This window comes from Colwellia psychrerythraea (assembly GCF_000764225.1).
Lineage (GTDB): Bacteria > Pseudomonadota > Gammaproteobacteria > Enterobacterales > Alteromonadaceae > Colwellia > Colwellia psychrerythraea_D.
Genome location: NZ_JQED01000015.1, coordinates 392430 through 418017, shown reverse-complemented (window position 1 = coordinate 418017; position 25588 = coordinate 392430). Strand labels below are relative to the sequence as shown.

General features: G+C 38.3%; 19 protein-coding genes. 6 read left to right on the top strand and 13 right to left on the bottom strand.

What is annotated here, in order from left to right:
• Positions 1-15: 15 nt before the first annotated feature.
• A complete protein-coding gene (locus tag ND2E_RS12750) occupies positions 16-1968 on the top strand; it encodes an ATP-dependent DNA helicase (protein WP_033093458.1) in 1953 nt (650 codons plus the stop codon).
• A 142-nt stretch (positions 1969-2110) separates the two neighbouring features.
• Here ND2E_RS12750 and ND2E_RS12755 read toward each other — a convergent pair whose 3' ends face one another.
• The 3 genes from ND2E_RS12755 to ettA all read right to left on the bottom strand — a co-directional run bounded on the left by ND2E_RS12755 (position 2111) and on the right by ettA (position 4936).
• Positions 2111-2608: a glycine cleavage system protein R gene (locus ND2E_RS12755; protein ID WP_033093457.1), complete on the bottom strand. Its 498-nt coding sequence runs from the start codon at positions 2606-2608 to the stop codon at positions 2111-2113.
• A gap of 83 nt (positions 2609-2691) precedes the next feature.
• Positions 2692-3060: a PilZ domain-containing protein gene (locus tag ND2E_RS12760; RefSeq protein WP_033093456.1), complete on the bottom strand. Its 369-nt coding sequence runs from the start codon at positions 3058-3060 to the stop codon at positions 2692-2694.
• 196 nt (positions 3061-3256) lie between these two features.
• Positions 3257-4936 (bottom strand): energy-dependent translational throttle protein EttA, encoded by a 1680-nt coding sequence (gene ettA / locus ND2E_RS12765; protein ID WP_033093455.1) that lies wholly within the window; start codon positions 4934-4936, stop codon positions 3257-3259.
• A gap of 270 nt (positions 4937-5206) precedes the next feature.
• Between ettA and ND2E_RS12770 the strand changes: the two genes are divergently transcribed.
• The gene (locus ND2E_RS12770) at positions 5207-5917 is read left to right on the top strand and encodes a substrate-binding periplasmic protein (protein WP_190277819.1); all 711 of its coding nucleotides are present in this window, start codon (positions 5207-5209) and stop codon (positions 5915-5917) included.
• Between the two features lie 306 nt (positions 5918-6223).
• Complete coding sequence (locus ND2E_RS12775; protein WP_033093453.1) at positions 6224-6802, top strand: hypothetical protein; 579 nt, start codon at positions 6224-6226, stop codon at positions 6800-6802.
• Positions 6803-6826: 24 nt separating this feature from the next.
• Here ND2E_RS12775 and ND2E_RS12780 read toward each other — a convergent pair whose 3' ends face one another.
• From ND2E_RS12780 to tkt, 5 genes are all read right to left on the bottom strand, one after another.
• Positions 6827-7711, bottom strand: coding sequence for a DUF481 domain-containing protein (locus ND2E_RS12780; RefSeq protein ID WP_033093452.1), 885 nt, complete (start codon positions 7709-7711; stop codon positions 6827-6829).
• Positions 7712-7840: 129 nt separating this feature from the next.
• Positions 7841-8905: a class II fructose-bisphosphate aldolase gene (gene fba, locus ND2E_RS12785; protein WP_033093451.1), complete on the bottom strand. Its 1065-nt coding sequence runs from the start codon at positions 8903-8905 to the stop codon at positions 7841-7843.
• Between the two features lie 438 nt (positions 8906-9343).
• A complete protein-coding gene (locus ND2E_RS12790) occupies positions 9344-10519 on the bottom strand; it encodes a phosphoglycerate kinase (RefSeq protein ID WP_033093450.1) in 1176 nt (391 codons plus the stop codon).
• A 69-nt stretch (positions 10520-10588) separates the two neighbouring features.
• The gene (epd, locus tag ND2E_RS12795; RefSeq protein ID WP_033093449.1) at positions 10589-11608 is read right to left on the bottom strand and encodes an erythrose-4-phosphate dehydrogenase; all 1020 of its coding nucleotides are present in this window, start codon (positions 11606-11608) and stop codon (positions 10589-10591) included.
• A gap of 111 nt (positions 11609-11719) precedes the next feature.
• Complete coding sequence (gene tkt / locus ND2E_RS12800; protein WP_033093448.1) at positions 11720-13708, bottom strand: transketolase; 1989 nt, start codon at positions 13706-13708, stop codon at positions 11720-11722.
• A 538-nt stretch (positions 13709-14246) separates the two neighbouring features.
• Here tkt and ND2E_RS12805 point away from each other — a divergent pair.
• Positions 14247-16595 carry a CHASE domain-containing protein gene (locus ND2E_RS12805; protein WP_033093447.1) on the top strand — a complete coding sequence of 783 codons (2349 nt, stop codon included), beginning with the start codon at positions 14247-14249 and terminating at the stop codon, positions 16593-16595.
• A 147-nt stretch (positions 16596-16742) separates the two neighbouring features.
• Positions 16743-16880 carry a hypothetical protein gene (locus ND2E_RS23080; RefSeq protein WP_157825856.1) on the top strand — a complete coding sequence of 46 codons (138 nt, stop codon included), beginning with the start codon at positions 16743-16745 and terminating at the stop codon, positions 16878-16880.
• A gap of 365 nt (positions 16881-17245) precedes the next feature.
• On the opposite strand, the gene ND2E_RS12810 is transcribed toward ND2E_RS23080, so the two are convergent.
• From ND2E_RS12810 to ND2E_RS12825, 4 genes are all read right to left on the bottom strand, one after another.
• Positions 17246-19555, bottom strand: coding sequence for an FdhF/YdeP family oxidoreductase (locus ND2E_RS12810; protein ID WP_033093446.1), 2310 nt, complete (start codon positions 19553-19555; stop codon positions 17246-17248).
• Between the two features lie 12 nt (positions 19556-19567).
• Complete coding sequence (gene fdhD / locus ND2E_RS12815) at positions 19568-20320, bottom strand: formate dehydrogenase accessory sulfurtransferase FdhD (RefSeq protein WP_052056417.1); 753 nt, start codon at positions 20318-20320, stop codon at positions 19568-19570.
• Between the two features lie 135 nt (positions 20321-20455).
• Positions 20456-21193: a DUF3726 domain-containing protein gene (locus ND2E_RS12820; protein ID WP_033093445.1), complete on the bottom strand. Its 738-nt coding sequence runs from the start codon at positions 21191-21193 to the stop codon at positions 20456-20458.
• Positions 21194-21202: 9 nt separating this feature from the next.
• The gene (locus ND2E_RS12825; protein WP_033093444.1) at positions 21203-22912 is read right to left on the bottom strand and encodes a hypothetical protein; all 1710 of its coding nucleotides are present in this window, start codon (positions 22910-22912) and stop codon (positions 21203-21205) included.
• Positions 22913-23432: 520 nt separating this feature from the next.
• On the opposite strand from ND2E_RS12825, the gene ND2E_RS12830 reads away from it, so the two are divergent.
• Positions 23433-23615 (top strand): hypothetical protein, encoded by a 183-nt coding sequence (locus tag ND2E_RS12830; RefSeq protein WP_033093443.1) that lies wholly within the window; start codon positions 23433-23435, stop codon positions 23613-23615.
• Positions 23616-23781: 166 nt separating this feature from the next.
• Here the strand turns inward: ND2E_RS12830 and ND2E_RS12835 are convergent, their stop codons facing one another.
• Positions 23782-25488 (bottom strand): methyl-accepting chemotaxis protein, encoded by a 1707-nt coding sequence (locus ND2E_RS12835; protein WP_033093442.1) that lies wholly within the window; start codon positions 25486-25488, stop codon positions 23782-23784.
• Between the last annotated feature and the right edge of the window lie 100 nt (positions 25489-25588).

Below are 25588 nucleotides of genomic sequence, written 5' to 3'. Positions count from 1 at the left end.
GTCGCCCCGTTTTACATGACTGAAAAAAAAATTAACCCTGTTAACCAAGTAAGCCATGCCTTTGCTCAAGAAGGTGCTTTAGCTAAAGCCATTAAAGGTTTCTCTCCTCGTCAGGCGCAAACGGATATGGCGCTTGATGTTGCCCAGGCAATTGACAAACAATCCTCGCTGATTGTTGAAGCAGGTACGGGGACTGGAAAGACCTTTGCTTATTTAATCCCTGCCTTTTTATCTTTGAATGCGAAAAAACCTAAGAAGATTGTTGTATCAACGGGGACTAAGAATCTTCAGGAACAACTCTTTCATAAAGATATCCCTTTAATTAAAAAGGCGCTGGCGAGCAATGCACAAGTCGCTTTATTAAAGGGGCGGGCAAATTATCTATGTAACTATCGGTTAGCGCAGTACCAAAACAGTCGAGGTCAGCTAGATGCACAAATGTTGCAAGATCTGGTTAAAGTTAAAACATGGGCTAATGGTACACAAAGTGGTGATATCGGTGAGTTAGTCAATGTCAGTGAAGACTCTAGTATTTTTCCCTTTGTAACGAGTACCTTGGATAATTGTTTAGCTAGAGATTGTCCAGACTATGAAGCATGTCATTTAGTGAGGGCGCGTCAAAAAGCAAGTGATGCTGATATTATTGTGGTGAATCATCATTTGTTCTTTGCTGATATGGCGTTAAAGGATACCGGATTTGGTGAGCTTATTCCCAAAGCGCAAGTGATGATTTTTGATGAAGCGCATCAAATTAGCGATATTGCGAGTGAATACTTTGGTGAAGCTTTTTCTAGTAAACAGCTTGTTGATTTATGTACTGACGTATTACAAGTCCATCGTAGTAGTTTAACTGATGTAAAACAATTGGGTTTAGCAGCGGAGAAATTGCAGAAAACCTGTCAAGAATTTCGTCTATTGTTTAACTACGACCCTGAGCGGGGTAATTGGCGAGAAAAGTATAAACAAATTCAATTTCAGCAAAAATTTGAAAACTTAAAAATTGACTTAGATTTCCTCTACCAGGTGATTAAGCTTTGTGTTTCACGAAATGAAGCAATTGATAATTGTTTTGACCGAGCAGTAAACCTACTTGCCCAATATGATGTCATGGCGAATGTTGAAGCGTATGGTATGAGTTTTTGGTATGAAACTACCCCAAGAAGTGTGGTATTGCACCAAACGCCCTTAACGGTCAGTGATAAGTTTAGTGAGGTGGTAAAAGAGTCAGGCGCAGGCTGGATTTTTACTTCGGCAACTTTAGCGGTAAATAATCGTTTTGACCATTTTGCCCAGCATTTAGGTTTGCAAAATGCTAAGCAACTTATGCTCGATAGTCCCTTTGATTATCAGAGGCAATCTCAACTTGTAGTGCCACGCTATTTACCTCAAGCCAATGATAAGAATCGTGCATCAAAACTTGCTGAGCTTGCCCAACCGCTGATTAAAGCCAGTAAAGGTGCGTGTTTTATGCTTTTTACCAGTTATCGTGTTATGCATCAGGTTGCTGAAATTCTGGCTGAAAATATTGATAACCCATTATTAGTACAAGGAAAAATGGCCAAACGTAAATTGCTTGAGCAGTTTGTTGAGCAAGACAGTGCTGTATTACTCGCAACGGCAAGCTTTTGGGAAGGGGTTGATGTTCGTGGTGATAAGCTTACCTGTGTGATTATTGATAAACTACCGTTCGCTTCACCGGACGATCCTTTATTGCAGGCTCGATGTGAAGATGCAAGACGTCAAGGCGGAGAACCCTTTAGTCAAATTCAATTACCGCAAGCTGTTATCGCTTTGAAACAAGGGGTAGGTCGTCTTATTCGAGATGTGAGTGATCGTGGTGTATTAGTGATTTGCGATGATCGATTAGTGAATAAACCCTATGGTGAAACGTTTTTAAAAAGCTTACCCGAGATGAAACGTAGTCGAGATATAAACAACGCAGCTAAGTTTTTGGAAAGTTTGTCTTAAGGTGTTTCTTTATTCTTTATTTAGTTAAGGCTAGATATAAAAAACGAGTGCTTAATGGCACTCGTTTTTGATTTACAAACGTTGAAATTAAAGCTTTGATTAATTGGATAGTCAATTGACTATGTATTATTGCAAAAGCAAACTAACGAGAAATATCTACCATCAAATCATCTGCTATTTGCTCTAAGGCACTAATAAGATGATCAACTGATTTATCCTCAATAGCTATTTGTACTTTAGCTTTAAAAATATCTTGGCCACTGTAAGCTGCGCTATCTTTTGTGCTTACTAGTTTTATCAAGTTACCATTTTGATGGTGGATGACAGAGGATACTTCTTGCACAATACCTGCTCTATCATTAGCAGTGATTTCTAATACTAGGTTACTGACAACCTCCGGTAAATTGGGCTCAGCCACTTCAATTTGACAGCTCAAACCATTGATTGCTTTTAATTCAGTTATCAAACTTTCACTTTTTTCACTTGCCACTGCTATTTCGATAACACCAGCGAAAAAACCTGATAAATGATGCAAACTACTGACTTGCCAGTTGCCTTCATGCTTAGAAATAATTGTAGATAAAGTGTCTACTAGGCCTGTTTTATCTGGACCAATACAAGAGATAATTAGATGATTCATTAAGACTCCTAAGAAGGTTTGGGTAAAAAAATGTAAACTTTACTAAATCGAATTAAAACTAAAATACAATATTAATTAGTTGTTTAGTTGTTATTCATACGAGTAAGTTGACTTAGTTCTTTATTAAGTTGTTCATTATTACCTAGATTGAGTTCTACCAATCGACGTAAATGGGTGGCACTATCAATATCAATAGCGTTACATTGCAAACCTGTTTCATTTGCTTCTTCGTGAACAACCGTAATGTTCATATTTACTTCTGACTCATCGTCCGATAATAAAAAGTGTAAAGTACCTTGCTTGCCTGTTAATGATTGTTCACTCTCTATCGCGGTAACTAAAGCACCGTTTAGTGATATATCATGAATAGAAACATGGTATATACTCTTCTTAATTTCTAACTCTGCTTTTATTGAAAATAAAATTCGAGTAAATTGCCGTCTGTTTTCCATGTCTATTGTCCAAGTCGACTAATAACTCTTACGATTGTCTAGCTTCAGCATAGCCCTCTTTTATTGAAAAGTAAAAAACTATTAGATACAAAAAAGCCAATTAAAATCAATGTTTAACTGGCTTTTATCGGTAAATTTAATCACAAATCACAGCAAAAATACTAACGTACCAGCAACGGCTGATATTATTTAGTGTTTAGCCTATTTTTTTGTATTTAATTCTGTGTGGCTCTGTTGCAGCAGGCCCTAAAGTTTTCTTCAACCATGCTTCATAATCAGTAAAGTTACCCTCAAAGAAGTTGATTTGACCTTCATCACGGTAATCTAGGATATGAGTAGCAATACGGTCGAGGAACCAACGGTCATGAGAAATAACCATGGCACAGCCTGGGAATTCTAATATCGCTTCTTCAAGTGCACGTAAGGTCTCAACATCTAAATCGTTGGTAGGTTCATCAAGTAGTAATACGTTACCACCGGTTTGCACTAACTTAGCTAAATGCACACGGTTACGTTCACCACCAGATAATTCACCAATGATCTTTTGTTGATCGTTACCTTTAAAGTTAAAACGTGAACAATAAGCACGACTTGGAATTTCAAAGTTACCAATTTGCAAAATGTCATGGCCTTGAGAAATTTCTTGGTAAACCGTTTTACTGTCATCCATGTCATCACGGAACTGATCAACACTAGCAAGTTTAACCGTTTCACCAAGCTCAACATTACCTGAGTCAGGTTGTTCAGCGCCCGACATCATTTTAAATAGTGTCGATTTACCCGCGCCATTTGGCCCGATAATACCGACGATGGCACCTTTAGGTACACTAAAACTTAAGTCATCAATTAGCACTCTATCGCCAAATGATTTGGTTAAGTTATTCACATCTAATACTCTGTCACCTAAACGTGGTCCAGGTGGAATGTAAAGTTCGTTGGTTTCGTTGCGTTTTTGATGATCTTGACTATTAAGCTCTTCAAAACGTGCCATACGGGCTTTGCTTTTTGATTGACGTGCTTTAGGGTTTGAACGTACCCACTCTAGCTCTTGCTTGATGGTTTTTTGTAATGCGTTTTCAGTTTTACCTTCACGCTCAAGACGGGCATCTTTTTGCTCTAACCAAGAAGAATAGTTACCTTCATAAGGGATACCGTGACCTCTATCAAGCTCCAAGATCCAACCAGCAACATTGTCTAAGAAATACCTATCATGGGTGATTGCTACTACAGTACCAGTATAGTCATGTAAGAAGCGTTCTAACCAGGCAACAGATTCAGCATCTAAATGGTTAGTTGGTTCATCCAGTAATAACATATCTGGTTTTTCAAGTAATAAGCGACAAAGGGCAACACGACGACGTTCACCACCACTTAGTACAGCAATTTTTTGATCCCACTCTGGCAGACGTAAGGCATCAGCAGCACGCTCAAGTACGTTATCAATATTATGACCATCGTTAGCATTGATGATATCTTCTAACTCGCCTTGCTCTTTTGCTAGCTTATCAAAATCAGCGCCTTCTTCAGCGTATTCGTTATAGACTTGGTCTAAACGTGCCATGGCATTTTTAACTTCAGCAACCGCTTCTTCAACGGCTTCACGTACTGTTTGATTTTCATCAAGCTGAGGCTCTTGTGGCAAATAACCAATTTTAGTACCGGCTAAGGCAACGGCATCACCTTCAAATTCTTTATCAACGCCGGCCATAATTCGAAGCAAGGTCGACTTACCTGAGCCGTTTAAACCTAATACACCGATTTTAGCGCCAGGGAAAAATGACAGAGAAATATCTTTTAAAATAGTGCGCTTGGGTGGAACTACTTTAGAAACTCGATTCATCGACATGATGAACTTATCTGGTAGTGGCTGGGCCATGTAGATACCTTTTTATGTGAAGGGAATAATAATTGCGATATTTTAGGTTAAAGAAGCAGGGCAAGCAAATGTGATTGAACCGATTTTAGTTTTTACCACTATAAGCGCCTTTGAATAGCTTAATATGAGGGGATTTTGCCAGTATTTTGCTATGGAACAAGTTATATATTGTTGATGACAATAATACTTTTAATAGTGATGACAACAGAAGTGATACAATTTAAGATATTAATTTCAGTGATTAATCATAAGCCTAGATGTAGAATTTCGATGAAAATTTCCCTATTAATTATTTTTTTACTCTTTTCTTCTTTAGTACAGTCTGACGAAGCAGAGCTTAACGTGGTAACAGAAGATTGGCCTCCGTTTATTGTAAAAGGTAAGAAAGTTTCAGGAATCGTTACTCATAATATTAGAGAGATATTGTCATACACTGATATCAAATATTCGATAGATATTTACCCTTGGGCAAGAAGCTTTCATTTGGCAACAAGCAAATCTGATGTACTTATTTATTCTATTTATAAAACAAAGCAACGAGAGTCCAAATTTCATTGGTTTTGTCCCATCTATCAGTCCACGCCAATTCATGCATATAAACTTGCATCGAATGATATCAATATAGATTCTTTAGAAGCATTAAAAACAAGTGTGGTTGGTATCATGCGGGGTGATAACAGTCACAATTACTTTTTGCAAAAGGGATTTCAAGAGGGAGTAAATCTAGATATATCCTCTAATGAAGAAGCGAATATTAAAAAGTTAATTAAAGGGCGAGTTGATGTGGTCATACAATCTCAAGAGTCACTAAACTATCGTTTAGAATTACTAGGAGCTAAAGCGTTGATGCTTATATCAGGCCTAGAAATATCAAAAGATGAAAGTGCTGAGCATTGCATGGCGCTAAGCCTTGATACTAACACTGAAACAATTAAAAAAATAAGAAAAGGGTTCAAGCTGTGGCAAAGAACTCAATTATGATTGTTTTATTATATTAATCTAGCACATAAGCAAAAATCAGAATTTTGTCACGCATTAATCATAATTTTTAATCACCAATACTTGCCCAAGATGTATGTAAGTTCGATTGGCTGAGAGATTAATGCTTATATTGCCCTATGTAACCGTCGTATAACATAACTTCTCTTAACGTTTTAATTACGACTTTCAACAGTTTCCAGCCTCAGTGAATATATACTACTCCCCAATTTAACTACCTAGTTCCTGTCTAAGTAAAGCCATTATATTAGACATGCTTACAATCAAGCACCATCACAAGAAAATACAATGAATTCAAATATCATGCTCACAATTGCCATTTTATCATTATCTGGCTGCGGCACTATAGGTGCTTACACCGAAACTGACCGGAATACCCAAGTAAATTTTTCACAATATAATGTTGATACGGATAGTTATGTTAATAAGCAGACCAACTTAAAAGAAGTTCAAACAGGCCTAGTATCAGGTAATACATTATTGTATGCAGCTCAGGTCACATTGCCTCTTTCAGGTACAGATAAAAGTAGTTTAAATATTACCTATCCTTTATGGATAAATGAGTCAGAAATTGATGATGTTGAGTTTGCAATTGATAGGTATCGACAATGGCAAAGTCAATCAATACCTAATAAATATTTACTCACTCAAGCCGTTAATGAATATGTATCGGAATGGATGAACGGGGTTACTTTCAAATTTGGTTTGTATAGCACCAAGCAAGGGCAAGACTTCCTCAGTGTTTGTTACGAATTTAGTGCTTCGAAGACTTGTACTTTCACCTACATGATTGATGCACAAAATGTAGAGATTTTAGCTGATGACCTACAGAAATTTAAACAAGAATCACTGGAGCTAGGTAGCTAGCTATTGCTTCATGTTCTATCTTGATTAAAAACTATATATAAGTACTGCAGAGGTTTCTGTGTTTAAATTTTCTTTATCATCATCTACTTTCGAGTTGTAATCGATAACGAAATTAAGCTTAAGTTGCAATGAATCAATTAACTTACTGGTAATTGAACTTTCAGCTTTATAAATACTGTTTTGCCCTTGCTCTATCGCGTGTTTGACTACAAAAAGTTGTTTAAATTCGATATGTTCATTTATTTTTCTAATATATAGCGCTTGTGCTTGTAAGATAAGAGTATCTTGGGTTTTATTTGTCATACCTGTTTCGATTTCTTCAGGGGTAACTTGGGTAATATCTCTTTTAAAACCAGGACCCACATCGGCATCAAAACTTGCTTCCTTACTTTCAAACCAACGGCGACCCCAACCGGTTGATATTGACGCTTGTGAGTCAAAACCAGAAAACCTATTCTCTTCATAAAAGACACTGCCATAGACATAGTTCTGTTTTATTGCATCAAGCGTGTAGTTAGTTTGTGATGTTATGCTCCACTTCTGATCCGTTGTTTCAAATTCTTTTTGAATATCACCGGTACTCACTTCATTCTCGGTTTCAGTTTTTTTCACTAACAAATCAAAAACAAAGAAACTTCGCCAAAGGCCTCTTTCAAAACGTAAGTCTAAACCTGTTTTAATATCGGCACTGCGAGTATTACCTGTTAAATAAAGCAACCCTAATTGAGCTGAGGCAGTAAATAGTGTGCCAGAGGCAGGTTGCTGGGATTCATCAGCTTTTTCAAGGCTAAATAATATATCTGAGGCATTAGCCGATTCTGTCTCTACTTTTTGCTCTTGAGCATAAGAAAGGCTAGGAAAGGCGCAATAAATTATAAAAATGAGGGGAGAAATAAAACGAGAAAACATCTTGAAAAAATTACTTAATAGAAATAACACATGAATTATATTAAATCGATTATACCTAAGTAGTTTATTTTATTCGAGCATAAAAAAAGGGCCTAAGCCCTTTTAATTAACTACTTTGTATCAATGATGTTACTTGATGATAGCTTTTAGTTCACCACTTTGGTAACGGTCGAACATGTTATCAAGACTTATTGGCTTCATTTTGCTGGCATTACCAACAGTATTAAATGCTTCATAGCGCGCTTTACAAATATCATACATAGCATTAGTTGATACTTGTAAGAATTTACGAGGATCAAATTCACTAGGATTTTCTGCTAAGAAGCGACGAATAGAGCCCGTAGCTGCAAGACGTAAATCAGTATCGATATTGATTTTACGTACACCATTTTTAATACCGTGTTGAATTTGTTCAACCGGTACACCATAAGTTTCAGGGATTTTTCCACCAAATTCATTAATAACAGCCAACCAATCTTGTGGTACAGACGAAGAGCCATGCATTACTAAATGAGTATGTGGAATACGTTGATGAATTGCTTTAATGCGATCAATTGCTAAAATATCACCTGTAGGTGGACGGGTAAACTTGTAAGCACCATGAGAGGTACCACAAGCAATAGCAAGAGCATCTACTTGGGTTTTACTAACAAAGTCAGCGGCTTCTTCAGGGTCTGTTAACATTTGTTCTTTTGTTAAGACGCCTTCTGCTCCAACACCATCTTCTTCACCTGCCATACCCGTTTCAAGTGAGCCTAAGCAGCCTAATTCACCTTCAACAGAAACACCACAAGCGTGCGCCATTTCGACAGTGCGACGTGTTACATCAACATTGTATTCATAAGTGCTAGGTGTTTTTCCGTCATCCATTAATGAGCCATCCATCATTACTGATGAGAAACCTAATTGGATAGAACGTTGACAAACCGTAGGAGAAGTCCCGTGATCTTGATGCATTACCACTGGAATATGTGGAAATTCTTCAATCGCGGCTAAAATTAAGTGGCGTAAAAAAGGCGCACCGGCATATTTTCTGGCACCAGCAGAAGCTTGCATGATGACAGGGCTATCAGTATCACTAGCGGCAAGCATGATTGCACGCACTTGCTCTAAGTTGTTTACATTAAATGCTGGAATACCGTATTCAAATTCTGCCGCATGGTCGAGCATTTGGCGCATTGAAATTAAAGCCATTTACTTACTCCTAGATAAGTTTTTGTTGCTAAGGTTGAAAGTTTTTATTTAGATAACAAAATTATAGCAAATAGTCCCTTTATCTGACAGGATAATTTGCTTAAAGTTGATTTTTAAACACTAATAGATGTAAAAGCTGAATTTTGTGCGAATATTACAAGATGCTCTTAGTTTACACGCTATATCAGTGATATTTCCTAGATAGTGATTGTAAGTTTACTACAATGGCATTGCAAGATGTTTCGTTTTCATTTCGATTTTATTTCGATCTTGTTTCGTTCTGGAGTTGCTTGCTGGGTTTGAATTTCGTTTTGCTTTCTTTTTCTTTTAATATTGATATTTAGACAAAAAAAAACGAGTACCTTAAAAAGTGACTCGTTTTTTCTTTAGTTCAAATAGTTGCTATTCGTTAGCGACTATTGAGTATTAGTCATGTGACTATTTGGCACGTTGCTCTAAAATTTCTACAGCGGGAAGCTTTTTACCTTCTAAGAACTCAAGGAAGGCGCCGCCACCCGTTGAGATATAAGAAACTTTATCTGCAATGTCGTATTTATCAACAGCGGCTAAGGTATCGCCGCCGCCTGCGATTGAGAAGGCTGAGCTATCTGCAATAGCTTGTGCAATAACTTTGGTCCCTTCACCGAATTGATCGAATTCAAATACCCCTACAGGGCCATTCCATACAATAGTACCAGCATTAGCAATAATCTCTGAGAGTGCTATTGCGGAGTCTGGACCAATATCAAATATCATCTCATCAGCAGTCACTTCATTGACAGGTTTTAAGGTTGCAGAAGCAGAGGCTGAAAATTCAGTCGCAACAACAACATCAGTTGGCACAGGGATGTCACCATTATTCGCTTGAGCTTGTTTAGTTAAGCGAGTTGCTTCTTCAACTAAATCAGCTTCATATAATGATTTTCCGACGCTATGACCATTTGCTGCAATGAAAGTGTTAGCAATACCTCCACCCACAACAAGTTGATCAACAATGCCTGCTAGAGAATCAAGTACCGTTAATTTAGTTGATACTTTAGAACCACCAACAATTGCCACAAGTGGTCTCGCTGGATTATCTAAAGCTTTACCTAACGCTTCTAATTCTCCAGAAAGTAATGGACCAGCACAAGCTGTTGCAGCAAATTTTGCTACGCCATGTGTACTGGCTTGTGCACGATGAGCAGTACCAAAAGCATCCATAACGAATACATCACATAAAGCAGCTAATTTCTTGGCTAATGTATCATCATTTTTCTTTTCGCCTACGTTAAAGCGAATGTTTTCAAATATTACTAATTCGCCAGCAGCAACATCTACCCCGTCTAGGTAATCAGTTACTAAGCGTACAGGATAGTTTAAAGCAGCACTTAAATAATCAGTTACAGGCTTAAGAGAAAACTTCTCTTCTGGCTCACCTTCTGTTGGGCGACCTAAGTGAGACATTACCATGACTTTTGCGCCAGCTTCTAGCGCAAGTTTTAAGGTCGGTAATGCGGCGCGTAAACGAGCATCTGAAGTAATTTTACCATCAGCTACAGGCACATTTAAATCTTCACGAATTAATACGCGCTGGTTAGCTAATGTAAGATCAGCCATTTTGATAATCGACATTGTTGTCTCCTGTTTTCACTGTCTGTGAATTATGTGAAATAATTGTCTATAAATTTTGTTAACTTGTTCTTAATTTTCTGCTTGGTGCATTGCCATGGCCGTATCTAACATACGATTGGCAAAACCCCATTCATTGTCACACCAAACTAGCATCTTAATTAAGCGTTTATGGCTGACACGTGTTTGATTTCCATCAACGATACAAGAATGAGGGTCATGATTAAAATCAACTGAAACAAGCGGTTCTTCGGTATATGCTAATACGCCATATAAGTCATGGTTACTTGTTGCGGCTTGTATGGCTTTATTGATGTCGCAAATACAGACATCGTGATTAACCGTAAGGCTTAAATCCATTGCGGTAACGTTGACGGTAGGTACACGTACGGCAATCGCCTCAAAGCGGCCCTTAAATTTAGGTAATATTCGCTCTATGCCCGCGGCGAGTTTAGTATCTACTGGAATGATCGATTGGCTGGCTGCACGAGATAAACGTAAGTCTTTATGATAAGCATCAATGACTTGTTGATCATGCATTGATGAATGTATGGTGGTAATACTACCACTTTCTACGCCGAATGCTTCATCGATGACTTTGATAACCGGCACGATACAGTTGGTTGTACAAGAGCCATTTGACACAACACGATCGGCAGATGTCAGTGATTGGTGATTGATGCCATAGATGATAGTAGCATCAATGTCTTGACTACCAGGATGAGAGAATAAAACTTTCTTTGCACCTCGATTAATATGGCTCAATCCATCAGCTTTATTGCCGTATTTACCTGTACAATCAAGAACAATATCAATATTTTGCTGTTTCCAGGGAAGGCTATTTAAGTTGCCAACATGCGTTAAAGCGACTTCATCACCATTGATAATTAATTGGTTTTCTTTTTCACTCACACTGAAGGGAAATCGACCATGGGTACTATCATATTTCAAAAGGTGTGCTATGCCTGAAGCAGGTGCTAGTTCATTAATTGAAACTAAAGTGAATAAATCTGTCTTGCCACTTTCATATAGCGCTCTAACTACGCTGCGACCGATACGGCCAAAGCCATTAATGGCAATTCTAATTGTCATGATTTTACTGCATTTATAGATGGTGTTAATCGATAAGCTAGTAATAACTTATGGGATAATGCGAACTACAACTCTTGTTTTTAGTTGTTGTAGTTCGCTTAACTCAAAGCCTTATAGCTCGTTTACAGTATTTACAACGTTATCTACAGTGAAGCCAAAATGCTCAAGCAATACATTACCTGGAGCCGACTCACCAAATGTTGTCATACCAACAACCGCACCGCTTAGGCCGACATACTTAGCCCAGAAGTCAACATGCGCAGCTTCAATAGCGACACGTTTAGTTACGCTGGCTGGTAAAATTGATTCTTTGTAGTCACTAGTTTGTTTATCAAAAACATTGGTAGATGGCATAGAAATTACGCGTACCAATTTACCTTGCTCAGTTAGTGCTGCGGCTGCATTTACCGCTAATGCAACTTCAGAGCCTGTTGCCAATAAAATAACATCAGGCGTTCCAGCACAATCAACTAAAATATAAGCGCCTTTTTCAATATCGCTTACTTGTGCTTGAGTTCGGCTCATTGCAGGTAAACCTTGACGTGAAAAAACTAACGCCGTTGGTGCTTTTTGATTTTGTACTGCTGATTTCCACGCAACAGCAGATTCTGTTGCATCACATGGGCGCCAAGTCGTAAGATTTGGTGTAGTTCTTAAGTTAGTTAATTGTTCAATAGGTTGATGCGTTGGACCATCTTCACCTTGACCAATAGAGTCGTGAGTATAAACAAAGATATTTTGAATACCCATTAATGCAGACATGCGTACTGCATTACGCGCATATTCCATAAACATCATGAAGGTGGCGCCGTAGTTGACAAAACCGCCATGTAAAGAAATACCATTCATGATACTGCTCATACCAAATTCACGAACACCGTAAAAGATATAGTTACCAGCAGCATCTTCTTGAATACCTTTTGAGCCAGACCATAATGTTAAATTTGAACCCGCTAAATCAGCTGAACCACCTAACATTTCTGGTAACACGCTACCAAAAGCTTCAATAGCATTTTGTGATGCTTTACGTGAAGCAATATTTTCACTACTTTCGTGACATTGCTGAATAAAAGCGTTTGCTTTTTCTTCAAATTCGGCTGGTAATTCGCCTTTAATAACTCGACGCTCATACTCACTGGCAAGACCAGGGTGTGCTGCTTTGTATGCGGCAAATTTATCATTCCAGCTAACTTGGCTCGCTTGACCTTTCTCTTTTCTATTCCATTGCTCGTAAATATCAGCTGGAATATCAAATGGAGCATGAGACCAGTTTAAAAATTCACGCGTTGCTGCAATTTCGTCATCACCTAATGGTGCGCCGTGACAGTCATGCGTACCTGATTTATTTGGTGAACCAAAACCAATGATAGTTTTACAACAAATCATGCTTGGTTTATCGGTTACTGATTTTGCTTCTTCGATAGCGTGAGTTATTGCCTGTGAATCATGGCCATCAACACAAATAACATGCCATCCGTATGATTCAAAGCGGGCAGGGGTGTTGTCGGTAAACCATCCTTCAACTTCACCATCAATTGAAATGCCATTGTCATCCCAAAATGCGATTAATTTACCTAGACCTAAGGTACCAGCAAGTGAACAAGCCTCGTGAGAGATACCTTCCATTAAACAGCCATCGCCTAAAAAGCAATAAGTGAAGTGATCAACAATTGCATGATCTTCACGGTTAAATTGAGCCGCTAATGTTTTTTCAGCAATTGCCATCCCAACAGCATTGGCAATACCTGCACCCAATGGACCTGTAGTGGTTTCTACGCCTGGTGTATAACCGTATTCTGGGTGACCAGGGGTTTTAGAATGCAATTGACGGAAATCTTTTAAATCCTCGATAGATAAATCGTAACCCGATAAATGCAATAAAGAATAAATAAGCATAGAACCATGGCCGTTCGATAAAATAAAGCGATCGCGGTCGGCCCAGTTTGGGTCAGTAGGATTATGCTTTAAAAAATCACGCCATAATACCTCTGCGATATCGGCCATACCCATAGGGGCACCCGGGTGCCCTGATTTTGCTTTTTGTACGGCATCCATACTTAATACACGGATAGCATTTGCTAACTCTTGACGCGATGACATATATAGCTCCAGATCTTATAGTCTTGAAAAAATAAAAATTGTGCGTATTTTCGCTCACCAACGCACGTAGCGCAAATTAATTTATGCAATTCTTTATATTATTTTGTCTGGTGATTCATTATTCGGATACTATAAGCCCATGATATTTCAAAATGTGGGCGATAGTAGCCTTGCTGAATTTATGATTGAGATGAATTTCTTTAGTAAACAGCGAGCGGTTAAAACAGATAAAACGATGAGGGTTTAGTTTTCTCTCTTCCCTAGTAGAGCAGCTTTAAACATGCTTTTCATCCCCTGATTAATTACAAAGAGAAGACACCATATTAGTGTAAAGAGAAACTACGGAAACAATTATCTGAGCCTATTTTCCTGAACAACTATTATTTTAAATTCAATAATTTGCCTAAACTGGTAGCTCACTCTAGAAGAGAGGGTATTTTGAAGTGTCATGGGGATAGTGCTAGTATTAATTGATAATCAAGAGGATAAATTATCAATCGATTAACTGACTCACTTTGCCGGCTTTAAATAATTACCTATGATGCAACACCATTTACCGCGTATTTTTATCTCTGGCCTTTTATATCTCGCTGTTGCTTTTGGCGCAATATGGCTGATCAACCCTCAATCGTTAGTTAACTTTGTCGGCCCTTCGGCAGCACTTTTTAGTGGTTTATTACTGCTTTGGGGGATCACACCACTGATTGCTGTATTACTGGTGAGTCCAATTTTAGCTTTTGGCCTAGACTATTACTTTAAGCTAGATGCAAATTTAGCAGTAATGATTATTGCTGTGTTAGCCATCATTTTACAAGGTTATTGGACTAAACAGCTGGTGTTTCATTTTATCCACTATAAAAGGTGGTTAACTTCAAGGAAGCAACTCTTTTTCTTTTTATTACGTATTGGTCCCATTCCAAGTCTAATTTCGGCTAGCTCAGTATTAGTTATTACCATACTCGATAATCAAGTCATCACGGGCACTTTTTTCTATACTTTTATGAATACCTGGTCAACGAGCATGTTAGCAGCGGTATTTTTTATTCCTTTATTGTTATTAGTTAACAATGCTGAGCAGTTCAAATTAACTAAACGACTCTTTGTTAGTTTTACCTCAATCTTAGGTGGGTTAGCTATTTTGTTACTGCTTAAAACCTCTCAAAACGAACAACAAGACTATAGAGAAGCACTGTTTAAACAATCGAAAGTGGAAGTTGAGCGTTTAGTTCTTGCTGAAGTGAATGATGTAGCTAACAAAGTTAATAGCCTTGCAGCATTATTTAAAGCTAGTGATAATATCTCGTTAACAGAGTTTAATTTATTTAGTGAAGGTATTCTTGAGCAGAGTTCAAGTGTCAGAGCACTAGAGTGGGCACCGATTGTTACCTTTGATGAGCGAGTAACTTTTGAACAAAAAAGTTCATCAACTTTACAAAAAAACTTTTATATTAGCGAACGTAGCGAAAGTGGCAAGCCTACCCCAGCTCTCTCTCGTACTGAATATGCTCCCTTGTATTATATTTATCCTCAATACAATAACCAAGCAGCATTGGGGTTAGATGTTTATAGCAATCCCACACATATTTTGTCTATGCAGGCAGTAACTAAAAGTATAACGGCGGTGGCGAGTGCGCCAATCACTTTAGTACAAGATGAATTAGCCAAGCCAGGTATGTTGTTTAGTAAAGCTGTTTTCTCACCTCCAGAAGATAATGGGATTATGGATGAGTATGGAAAACAGAAACTATCAATAATTAAAAAAGGGAAATTATTAGGTTTTGTTGTAGCCGTTGCCCAATTTGATAACTTTTTTAAGCGTCTTGCCGAGCAAAATGAACAAGAGGTGAGTTTTTTTATTCAGGATGTGTCGACTAATAAACCTCTTACTTTATTTGGTCATGATTTTCCTAAGGTAAATCGTCATGTAGATACAATGACTATCGAGGTCTTTTCACGCCTTTGGCAAATTAGTATTGCGGAAAAAGAGCCTTGGTTCAGGCAAGATAAAAGTTGGCAAGCATGGGCTGTACTTGTTGGTGGGACATTTGGCGCAGTATTATTTCAAATGTTGGTATTAATGATGGCGGCTTATTCAAGTGAGTTAGGGGAACAAGTTGACATTAAAACCCGAGCACTTATTTTAGCGAAAGAAAGTTCAGAAGAAAAAAGTTTGGCTAAAAGTAACTTCTTAAATAACCTAAATAAAGAGTTGCGTGTTCCATTGCTAGCAATGAAATCTTTTATTGAACAGTTAAAGAAAAAAGGCATAAACAATATACAGGTTACAGGAATAAGTCATGCCGGCAGTAATGTCGCTTTACTCCTCGATACTATGATGGATTTATCTGATATTGAGTCAGGCAAAATTACTGCAAAAGAAGACTGTTTTGATTTTCATGGTTTTTTACAGCGTACTGAATCGTTATTGAAAGCAAGCAATGCGTATGAAGGGAAATCTGTTTTCTTCTTGATTGATGAAAGTGTGCCTCACTACCTTAATAGTGATGAGTTATATATGCAGAAATTACTCAATGCTTTGATTGAGAGTGCGCATCACTTACTGAAAGTCGATGCACTTCGTTTATCAATCAAACTACATAAACATAAGCTTGCAGATACAAGTTTGTTTTTTACTTTATCACCACTAAACCCCGCTTCTTTGGATACAAATGAGCATGGGGTTATTGAAAGAACTTCGGGTGATTTGGCCGCTGATAGTACTTCACTGGCGATGGCGATTAAATATAGTCAATTACTCGGAGGTGATACTACCTTAGGTGCGTTAAGCTCTGGGGTAGGAGTGCTTAACTCCTCTATTCGAGTCATTATTTCATCAAAAGAACAACAAGAAATTCAACAAGGACTAATATTTGATTTGATGAGCTAGCTGTATATTTTTTAAATGGCTAAATCTCTTTTTCTAAAAAATATAAAAACCTTGTAAAAAAAAAGTTAATAGTTTAGTGTCACCCTGTCTGTTCATAAATAGTACAGCTTAATAATAAATATAACAGGCTGTGGCAAAGGTAAAAAAATGAATAATTCATCATCACGAGGGTTTAAATTAACTACCGTGATATTTGCAGTAATTATTATGGCTGTGACTGCAATACTGAGTGGTAACTCAGTTGCTGATGACATGGATGTAGAAATAACACAATCAGAAGAATAGCAAATAAATCGGTGTTGATTTACTTTCTACGGAAAACTTAAGCTCCTCTATTGAAACAGTAGTGGAGCTTTTTCTTTATTAAAGCTCACATTAAGTATATTTTTTTATGTCGTAATGCGGGGCATAAGTTATTTAAATATATTTCGATATGCGCTAACTCAATCTTATCAATAGTTAGTTGTAATATTATAACTGAGCTTTACTGAGTTTTTCACCACATCCTTGTAATGAATTAACTGACCCTTTAGTGGGGGGGGGGACTAAAATTAGCTTATAGCAAGGCATTAAGAGTAAGGAAGCTTGCTTCATTACTACAGTGATAGCTGTAGCTCTAATAAATACAAAGAGAGTACTTTTTCAAAAGATCACATCTTGTCGATTGATACCGCAATTGATTTATAGGTGGGCGTTCCACAATTCTCTGCAACACTTTCTAAAGGCACTAAAGGATTAGTTTCAGGGTAATAAGCAGCGACGCAGCTTGAAGGTATGGAGTATTCAATAATTTTGAAATTAGTGAGTGCGCGTTCAATACCATCGTTTGATACGGTAGTTATTTTTACATAATCACCATTTTTTAGTGACTGTTTACTGAGATCTTCTGCATTCATAAAAATAACGTTTCGCTCTCCGTAAACACCGCGATAACGATCATCCATACCATAAATTGTCGTATTGTATTGATCGTGCGAGCGCAATGTTTGCAGTGTAAATATCGGTTTATTAGTCAGGGATTGCGCACGTTCATGGGCGAGTTGCTCAGGCAGTTTAGCATCAGAAAATATCGCCTTTTTCTTGGGCGTACGCCATTGCCGTTGGGCAGCAGGGTTTTTTAGGTAGAATCCTCTACCTTCTTTTATTCGGGCATTGTAGTGCTCAAAGTCAGGAATAACGACACTGATTTCTTGACGTATTAAAGCATAATCACTGGCTAATTTATGCCAATTTACTATGTTATCGCCAACCGAGGCCATCGCGATACCCGCTACAATGGCTGTTTCTGAGCGAAGTAGGTCAGATGCTGGTTCATTTTGCCCTGTTGAGCTATGCACCATACTCATTGAATCTTCAACCGTAATGCATTGTTCGCCGCTTTTTTGATGATCAATTTCTGTCCGGCCAAGGCACGGAAGAATTAACGCGCGTTTTCCTGTTATCAAATGGCTTCGGTTTAGTTTCGTGCTAATTTGCACGGTTAAATCACATTGTTGCAAAGCTTGATAACTACGTTCTGTATCGGGTGTTGCTGCGGCAAAATTGCCTCCTAGGGCAATAAATACTTTTGCTTTTCCCTCAAGCATGGCATGAATAGAGTCGACGGTATTAAAGCCATGCTCACGAGGTACGTTAAAAGAGTATCGTTTTTCTAATGCATCAAGAAAAAGCATGGGCGGTTTTTCATCAATGCCAACGGTACGATTTCCCTGTACATTTGAATGACCACGAACAGGGCATGCGCCAGCACCAGCTTTACCTATATTGCCACGTAGCATGAGTACATTGAGCAGCTCTTGTACGGTATTGACAGAATGACGGTGCTGAGTGATCCCCATAGCCCAAGTGAATATAACATTATCATTGCAAGCGTATATCGTGGCTATTTGTTCAACTTCTTCTTTGCTTAAATTACATTGCTCAAGAATTGTAGTCCAATCAGTTGATACCACGCTGCGTTGATATGCTTCAAAACCGTGGCAATGCTTTTGAATGAAATCGGTATCAAGTACTGACTTGTCTTCTTCAAATCGCTCGAATAAACATTTAGCAACACCGCGCAATAATGCCATATCACCGCCTAATCTTGGCGTGAAATAGTGTCGACTAATATCTGTACCCGTTAAAAATATCATTTCCTTCGGGCTTTGTGGGTCTGAAAACTTCTGTAATCCACGTTCTTTTAAATTGTTTATTGAAACAATTTTAGCGCCGCGTTTACTTGCTTCTCGTAAGGTTCCCAGCATACGAGGGTGATTGGTGCCAGGGTTTTGGCCAAAGACAAAAATGGCATCAGCTTTAGAAAAGTCTTCAATAGTTACAGTGCCTTTGCCTGTACCAATACTATTTGTCATACCAATGCCAGAGGCTTCATGGCACATGTTTGAGCAATCAGGAAAGTTGTTAGTCCCCAGCACTCGGCCAAATAACTGATATAGATAAGCTACTTCATTACTGGCTCTGCCTGAGGTATATAATAATGCCTGATTAGGTGATGATAGTTGCTTAAGACTACTACCAATCATGTTAAAAGCGGCTTCCCAACTAATAGGTTGATAATGTTCACTTTCACCATCAAAATACATAGGCTCAGTTAAACGACCACTTTTTTCCAGTGCATGATCATCCCATTGTTGTAGTTGCGAAATAGAGTTTTGTTTGAAGAAGTGGCTGTCGACACGTTTACTTGTCGCTTCCCATGCAATCGCTTTAACGCCATTTTCACAAAAGTCTACTTTGCCAGCGCTTTTAGCATCTCCCCAAGCGCAACCGGGACAATCAAAGCCACCAGGTTGGTTAGCTTTAAGTAATGCTTTCACGCTTTTAGCTGCATTTTCACTTTGGATTAAATGTTTAGCTGAACTTCTAAGTGCCCCCCAACCGCCTGCGGCTGATGAATAAGCAGATTTTCTTTTTGATGAGCTGTTTTTTGACGACTTTATTTTTGTTGAGGTGGACATTTGAATTCTCTTCTAGGCGTAGCGTTTTAATTGACCGTATTGGAAGCAAAACAAGGTTAGTTGTGTTTTTCGGGCGGAGCTAACTGCTAAGTCGGTTGGTTGCGCCAGCGTAACTAATGTTGAAAACGATAAACGAGCAGCTTTAGCAATTAAATCATGACTACAGCGACTTGTTATTAAAGCAAAACCTTCATTCATCGATTGTTTTTTGTGTGATAAGCAGCCGATCAATTTATCCAGTGCTGAATGACGACCAACATCTTCTCGAAAAGCAAGCATATTCGCCGATAAGTCAAAGAATGCAGCGCAATGATTTCCTCTTATGCCACCTGAGCTTTTTACTATTGCTGGTAAGGCATCCTTCGCTTGCATGATCACCTGCTCAGTCGGTATTTTACATGCGTTGACTACTTTTTTTTCTTGCGGTAAGTTCAATGACATGGCTGCTTTGATAGAGTCAAGCCCACAAAGGCCACAGCCGCTTGGTCCTGCCATCGTTCTACGCCGTTGCTTAAGTTGGTGTTGAACTCTTGCTAAAACGAGTAAATCAACTTGCCAGCCGCATTCATGAGCATGCACAACAATATCTAAAACGTCGTTTCTTGAGCTAATTAACCCTTCACTTAAGCTAAAGCCCAGCGCAAAATCTTTTAGATGTTTTGGCGATGCCATCATGACCGCTTGGCTAATGCCATTGATACTAAGAGCAACAGCTACTTCGAGCAATTGTGCTTGGTGTCGTTTTTGCTCAGAAGGTTCAGTCATTGCTATGTTATTGCTAAAGGTGCACTAAGGCTTAGTTTTGTAAAATAATGGAATTTTAACTTTATAGTATAGAAGGAGAGTATCGACATACACTAGGTGTTTGCCGATACTAACTAATAGGCTTACTGCTTGGTTTTAATTACCACCGGCATCTCTTCGTGAACGCTCGGTATTTTCAACGAGTACGCCTAAGCCTATTTTATTTATCTCTTCCCAAACGTCTGCGTCAATTTCAATACCATGTTCAACAGTATGTTCTTTGTTGCTTTCTACTTGTTTAGGGCTAATAAAATGACTTTTGCTATTTTGCAACGAAGATGTTAAATCTACGCGTGAGCTACAAATAATAGTCAGCGCTTGTTTGTCATTCTCATTGCTTTTTAGGTTAGTAACCCCTTCACTGTAACTAGGATAACGCTGACCAGAGCGAATGGCTGCAGTATGTTCTGTCACACTGTCACTGCCATTTTGCCAATAAGCTGCTGCACTAATACCGCTTCGTCCACGATCAGTTAGCGCTTTAAGAATAAATATTCTGTTATGACAATTATGCACTGTGACAGTAGCAATACCACTCTCTAAGGCTTTGGCGTGCGCTAAGTCAACCGCTGCCGCAATACAATTTAGCGCACTGCGATGGTGAGCATCAATTGTTGCTGAGGTGCTATCTTCGTAGATAACATTACTCAATGGCTTGTTTTTATCTTCACCAATATAAGGCAGAGCTAGCTTAAATTCGCTCAAGCCATTTAAGCCATGTTTCTCTAACCACAACACCATGTTGGCTGCGTCTTCATAATTACCGACAAAGTAATCGCTTGCTTCAAAGCATCTACGTAGAGCTGCTTTTAATTCATTCATTGAAATATTCACGGAACTCTCCTATTGCTTTGGTGCTAGTGGCATGAACCAATCGTCATTAAATGTTTGGCCAATTTCTTCTAACAGGGGCGCGCCCTGGAACATGGTATTACGTACCCATAAACGAGAACGAGGATCAAATTTACTTACACCAAAGAAAGCTAACTTTGCACGTAATAAATGCATAGGTAATACTTCGCGATCTAACAAGTTTGCTTGAATATCGCCATAAACACAGCGGTTCATGCCTTGAATGCGACGTACGATCCCGCGTAATTTAGGATGCGCAACCATAAATCGAGCGGTGGTATCTTCTGGATTTTGTGCGATATATTCAATTAATTGGTTATAACATTTGCGTACAGCATAACCGACACCAAGTGCCATCTGTTTCTTTTTACCTTCAATATCGGCAACACTACCTAAACGAGGTTCCATCTTTTCTTCTGAACGATACCAGTAGGTTTCACGTGCACCTTCCGCGTCAAAATCTATTGCTAGAGCCCAGTCATAACTGTTTTCTATGATATCTTTAAGCTGTTCAGCAGGCATAAGTGGGTCAAGATCTAAAAACTCTTCAGCACTGTGGAAGTCTTCTAATTCGTCGACAAGTTCAGGGTATATTTCTAACATGCATGACACTAACATTTCTTGGCCTTGCAATGAGCAATGTTGTTCGCTGTACTCAAGCAACTCATCCCATCTATCAAAACCACATTCAATACGGCTTTTTAGAGAGGCCATATCATCAATAACGGCCTTATTATTATTGGTTTGCCATTCATCTTCTGTCAGTGTTTCAAGAGTATGTTGCGCACTACGGTCAATCAATTGACTAATTGTTTCACGTACTTGTTGGTTAATGCTACCAAGGACACGAACACGTGCTAATGCCAATTCACGCATCTCTATCCATTGATTAATAAGTAATGGGTGATTGACCAAGTAAGGCGCCATGCCTAAACCGGTTGAATTACCAATGCCAAAATAACGTTTAATCTCTGGCTTCATTGGATTAAATGTATCGGGGGATTTATGGCGAGCAATATGTTCAACTTGCAATAGGCTGAAATTACGAAGCATCAGACAGACAAACATTTCACCAGCAAATGGACGAGCAAAATCTTTATGCTTTTCTCTAACTTTTTCCCAATCAGCCATGCCGAGTTTACCACTGCCATATACGGCTGTGGTGCGATATAAGTAACCTACTTCAACAATTTTTGCCACATCAGGTTGCTCACCTGCAGCAAGTTGATTAACCACATAATCAAAGTTGCGGGCACTGCGGTTGGCTCGAGATAGCACAAAAACACGTGCATCAACGCGTCCTGCTTCCTGTTTTGGAACATTTTCTCGTAATTTTTCAATGTACTCTTGATCAACCTTACCCTCAACTAGGGCCATAGTAAGGTCCCATTTGGTCGCGATAACACGATCATTACGCTCGTCAGGAGAAAGGTAATCTGAAAAAAGAACAAAGCTGAATAGGCCGTGGGGAGCTTGCACTTCATAGACAACAGTGCCGTAGCCCTCATGATCTAGATTAAAAAGGGCGGGTTCAATCTTCCAGCGTTCACGAAATATTCGACGTACCAAAGTACGCATAAAACTTAAGCGACTTTGATGATAAGCCCCAAGGCGTTCCAGCTTCATCACTTGACTCGCAGGGCGAAGGGGTAGTGAGTTTTCACCCCAAAGTGATGACTGGATAGCTGCATTTGTTGTCATTTACTGATCCTCATTTGCTATACAAAATATGTTATCTGAATTGACTTCAATTTTCTTGTTGTTCTTATCCTGAGACAGAAGCAAACTCAAACATTAACTCGTTGAAGCTTTAATAAATCAACCTAGATATAAAGGAAGTCTAAAAAATGACCTCACTGAATGTATTGTTATTTTTGGCCAATTATGGTGTTTTATACAAGGTAATAAGGTCTATCAGCTGATAAGTAAAACTTATACGTGACTATTAACTAATTGAATAATAATGCTATTTATTGGTTTTTGTTTTGTGTTGGCATAGTTTTTTATTTAGAGTTCTTTGTGTTTTTTACCAGGGTAATCATGTGAGTTATTAATAGCTTTAAAGCACTGAAGAGCAAATGGAGAAGGGTGAATGTTTTATATAAGTTTATTTTATCACTAGATATTATTTATTAATTTTTATTATCGAAAGATGCTATCTATAATCATTGCATATCCAATTGGATACTTATTAAACCGCATAAATTGATTGAGGTGCATCATGAATTCACTAACACATGACGAAAGTAATTATTTTAACGCAACAGGGTTAGAGCATAACGAAGTGGCTGTTAGCGAAAATAAACACCCGACTAATAACAATACATCACAGCATGGAAGAAAGCATGAACAAGCACCTTGTAATGATGTCAGTACAGCGAGTTATGTTCGCGGTTATAACTGATATTACTTAAAGAAAATATGAATTTTATTTTGATTGAATCTTTATAAATCAGTTAGGTATCTTATTGTTAATTAACTTTTGTTAATTTTCACGGAGTGAGAGAGTCTTAATAGCTTTGAAATGACAATGGTTTGGCTGCCAATTTAAAACTAGCAGCCTAACAGTATTATTCCGTTTTAAAGCGCTCAATTAATAGCTGCATTTGACTGGTAAGTTGAGTGGTATAGTCACTTTTATTGGCTGTTTCTTGGGAGCCCTTAGCGGTGAGTTCAACATGTTGATTGATATTATCAACAGTACGGCGAATTTCCTCTATGCTAGCATTTAACTCTTCAGTTGCTGAGGCGATTTGGCTATTAACACCGGTAATTTCTCCAACAGATGAGGAGATTTTTGATAACGAGTGAGCAGCTTGCCCTGTATTTTCAACGCAATCAATAGTGCGATTTTTACTTTGCACTATGACATTTACAGCGTCCTTAGCACCAACTTGTAGTTTCTCAATCATTTGTTGAATTTCAGATGTTGAATCTTGTGTGCGCTTAGCTAAAGTTCTAACTTCATCAGCTACCACAGCAAAACCTCGCCCTTGCTCGCCGGCACGCGCTGCTTCAATGGCAGCATTTAAGGCCAATAAGTTGGTTTGTTCGGCAATGCCACGGATAACATCTAATACTGAGCCAATATTGTTAGTATCTTGCGCAAGTTTATTAATTACTTCTGATGCATTATCAATATCTACTTCTAATAAGTTGATATTATTATTTGCTTCATCAACCACTTGTAAGCCTTTTCTGGCTGCTTCATCAGAAAGCTGTACTTGTTCAAGCCCTTGCGAAGCATTAACGGAAACTTCCTGAACCGCAGGAATCATTTCTTCTATAGCAATAAGTACCTGTTCAATGCCAACTTTTTGCTCGGTAACAGACTGCTCGGTTAAATTGGCTGTTGTGTTTAATTGTGCAGATGAGCTAGAAATTTCACCTATTGAACTACGTAGTTCAATTACGACTGTTTGAATATAGCTGGCAAATAGGTTAAAACCTTTGCCGAGAGAAGATAATTCATCTTGGCCGTGCTCATGTAAGCGTTGGCTCAAATCTCCATCGCCGCCACCTATATTATTCATAGCATTAATGACATGCTCTAATGGTTTAAATAGGGTGATCTTCATAAAAAACATCAGTGAAAGTAATATTATGGCGACAATTACTTGTACGATTAAGCTATTACTCAACCAAAAATCTGCCTCGTGTTGTGAGCGAAGTAAATCATCTGCGGTACGCTTATCTAAATCATTAAAAAACTGGTTTACGGGGGTCATTATTTTTTTGACATCTTGCTGGTATGCATCACTGAAAACTAAACGTAAAGCAAAATCATTGATACTTTCATTAGGGGATATTTGGAACGGACCTTGCGCAACTTTGCCGTTCTTAATTGTTTGCATTGCTTGCTCTTCTGTAGCAATCAGGGTGTTAGAGTAACTATTCGCTTTTTGTAATAAAGAAAATTCATTTTCGGAGAAATTTAATTCTTTCATGATGGTACTTTGTTTGATGCGCTGATCTGGATATAAATTTTTATCAACATTATGAGGACGCTCAACCTTGCCATTACGCCAATTAACGATGTGCCAATAAGCATCCCAATATTTTTGTTCGCCAGTAGCGACAAACAGACGGCAAAGGCGGGTTAAGTCTATCGAGCTCTGTCTAAATTCATCTGCTATTAAATAGGAAAGATAACGAGTATCGCTACTTAGGGTTTGATGTTTATTTTTGTTTGTGGCAATTTTTTGTGAAGTTATCGCTGTAGCAAGTAAAATAATCATTACAATTAAAATTGCAGTTAATCGAACTTTAATAGTCATTTGATAGTCCCTTAAATAATACTATTACTGATAACAGAAGTACTGCTAAAACTATAATGTAGCAGTAATTTTGAGAGTTGCACGTTTGCAAATGTAAAGT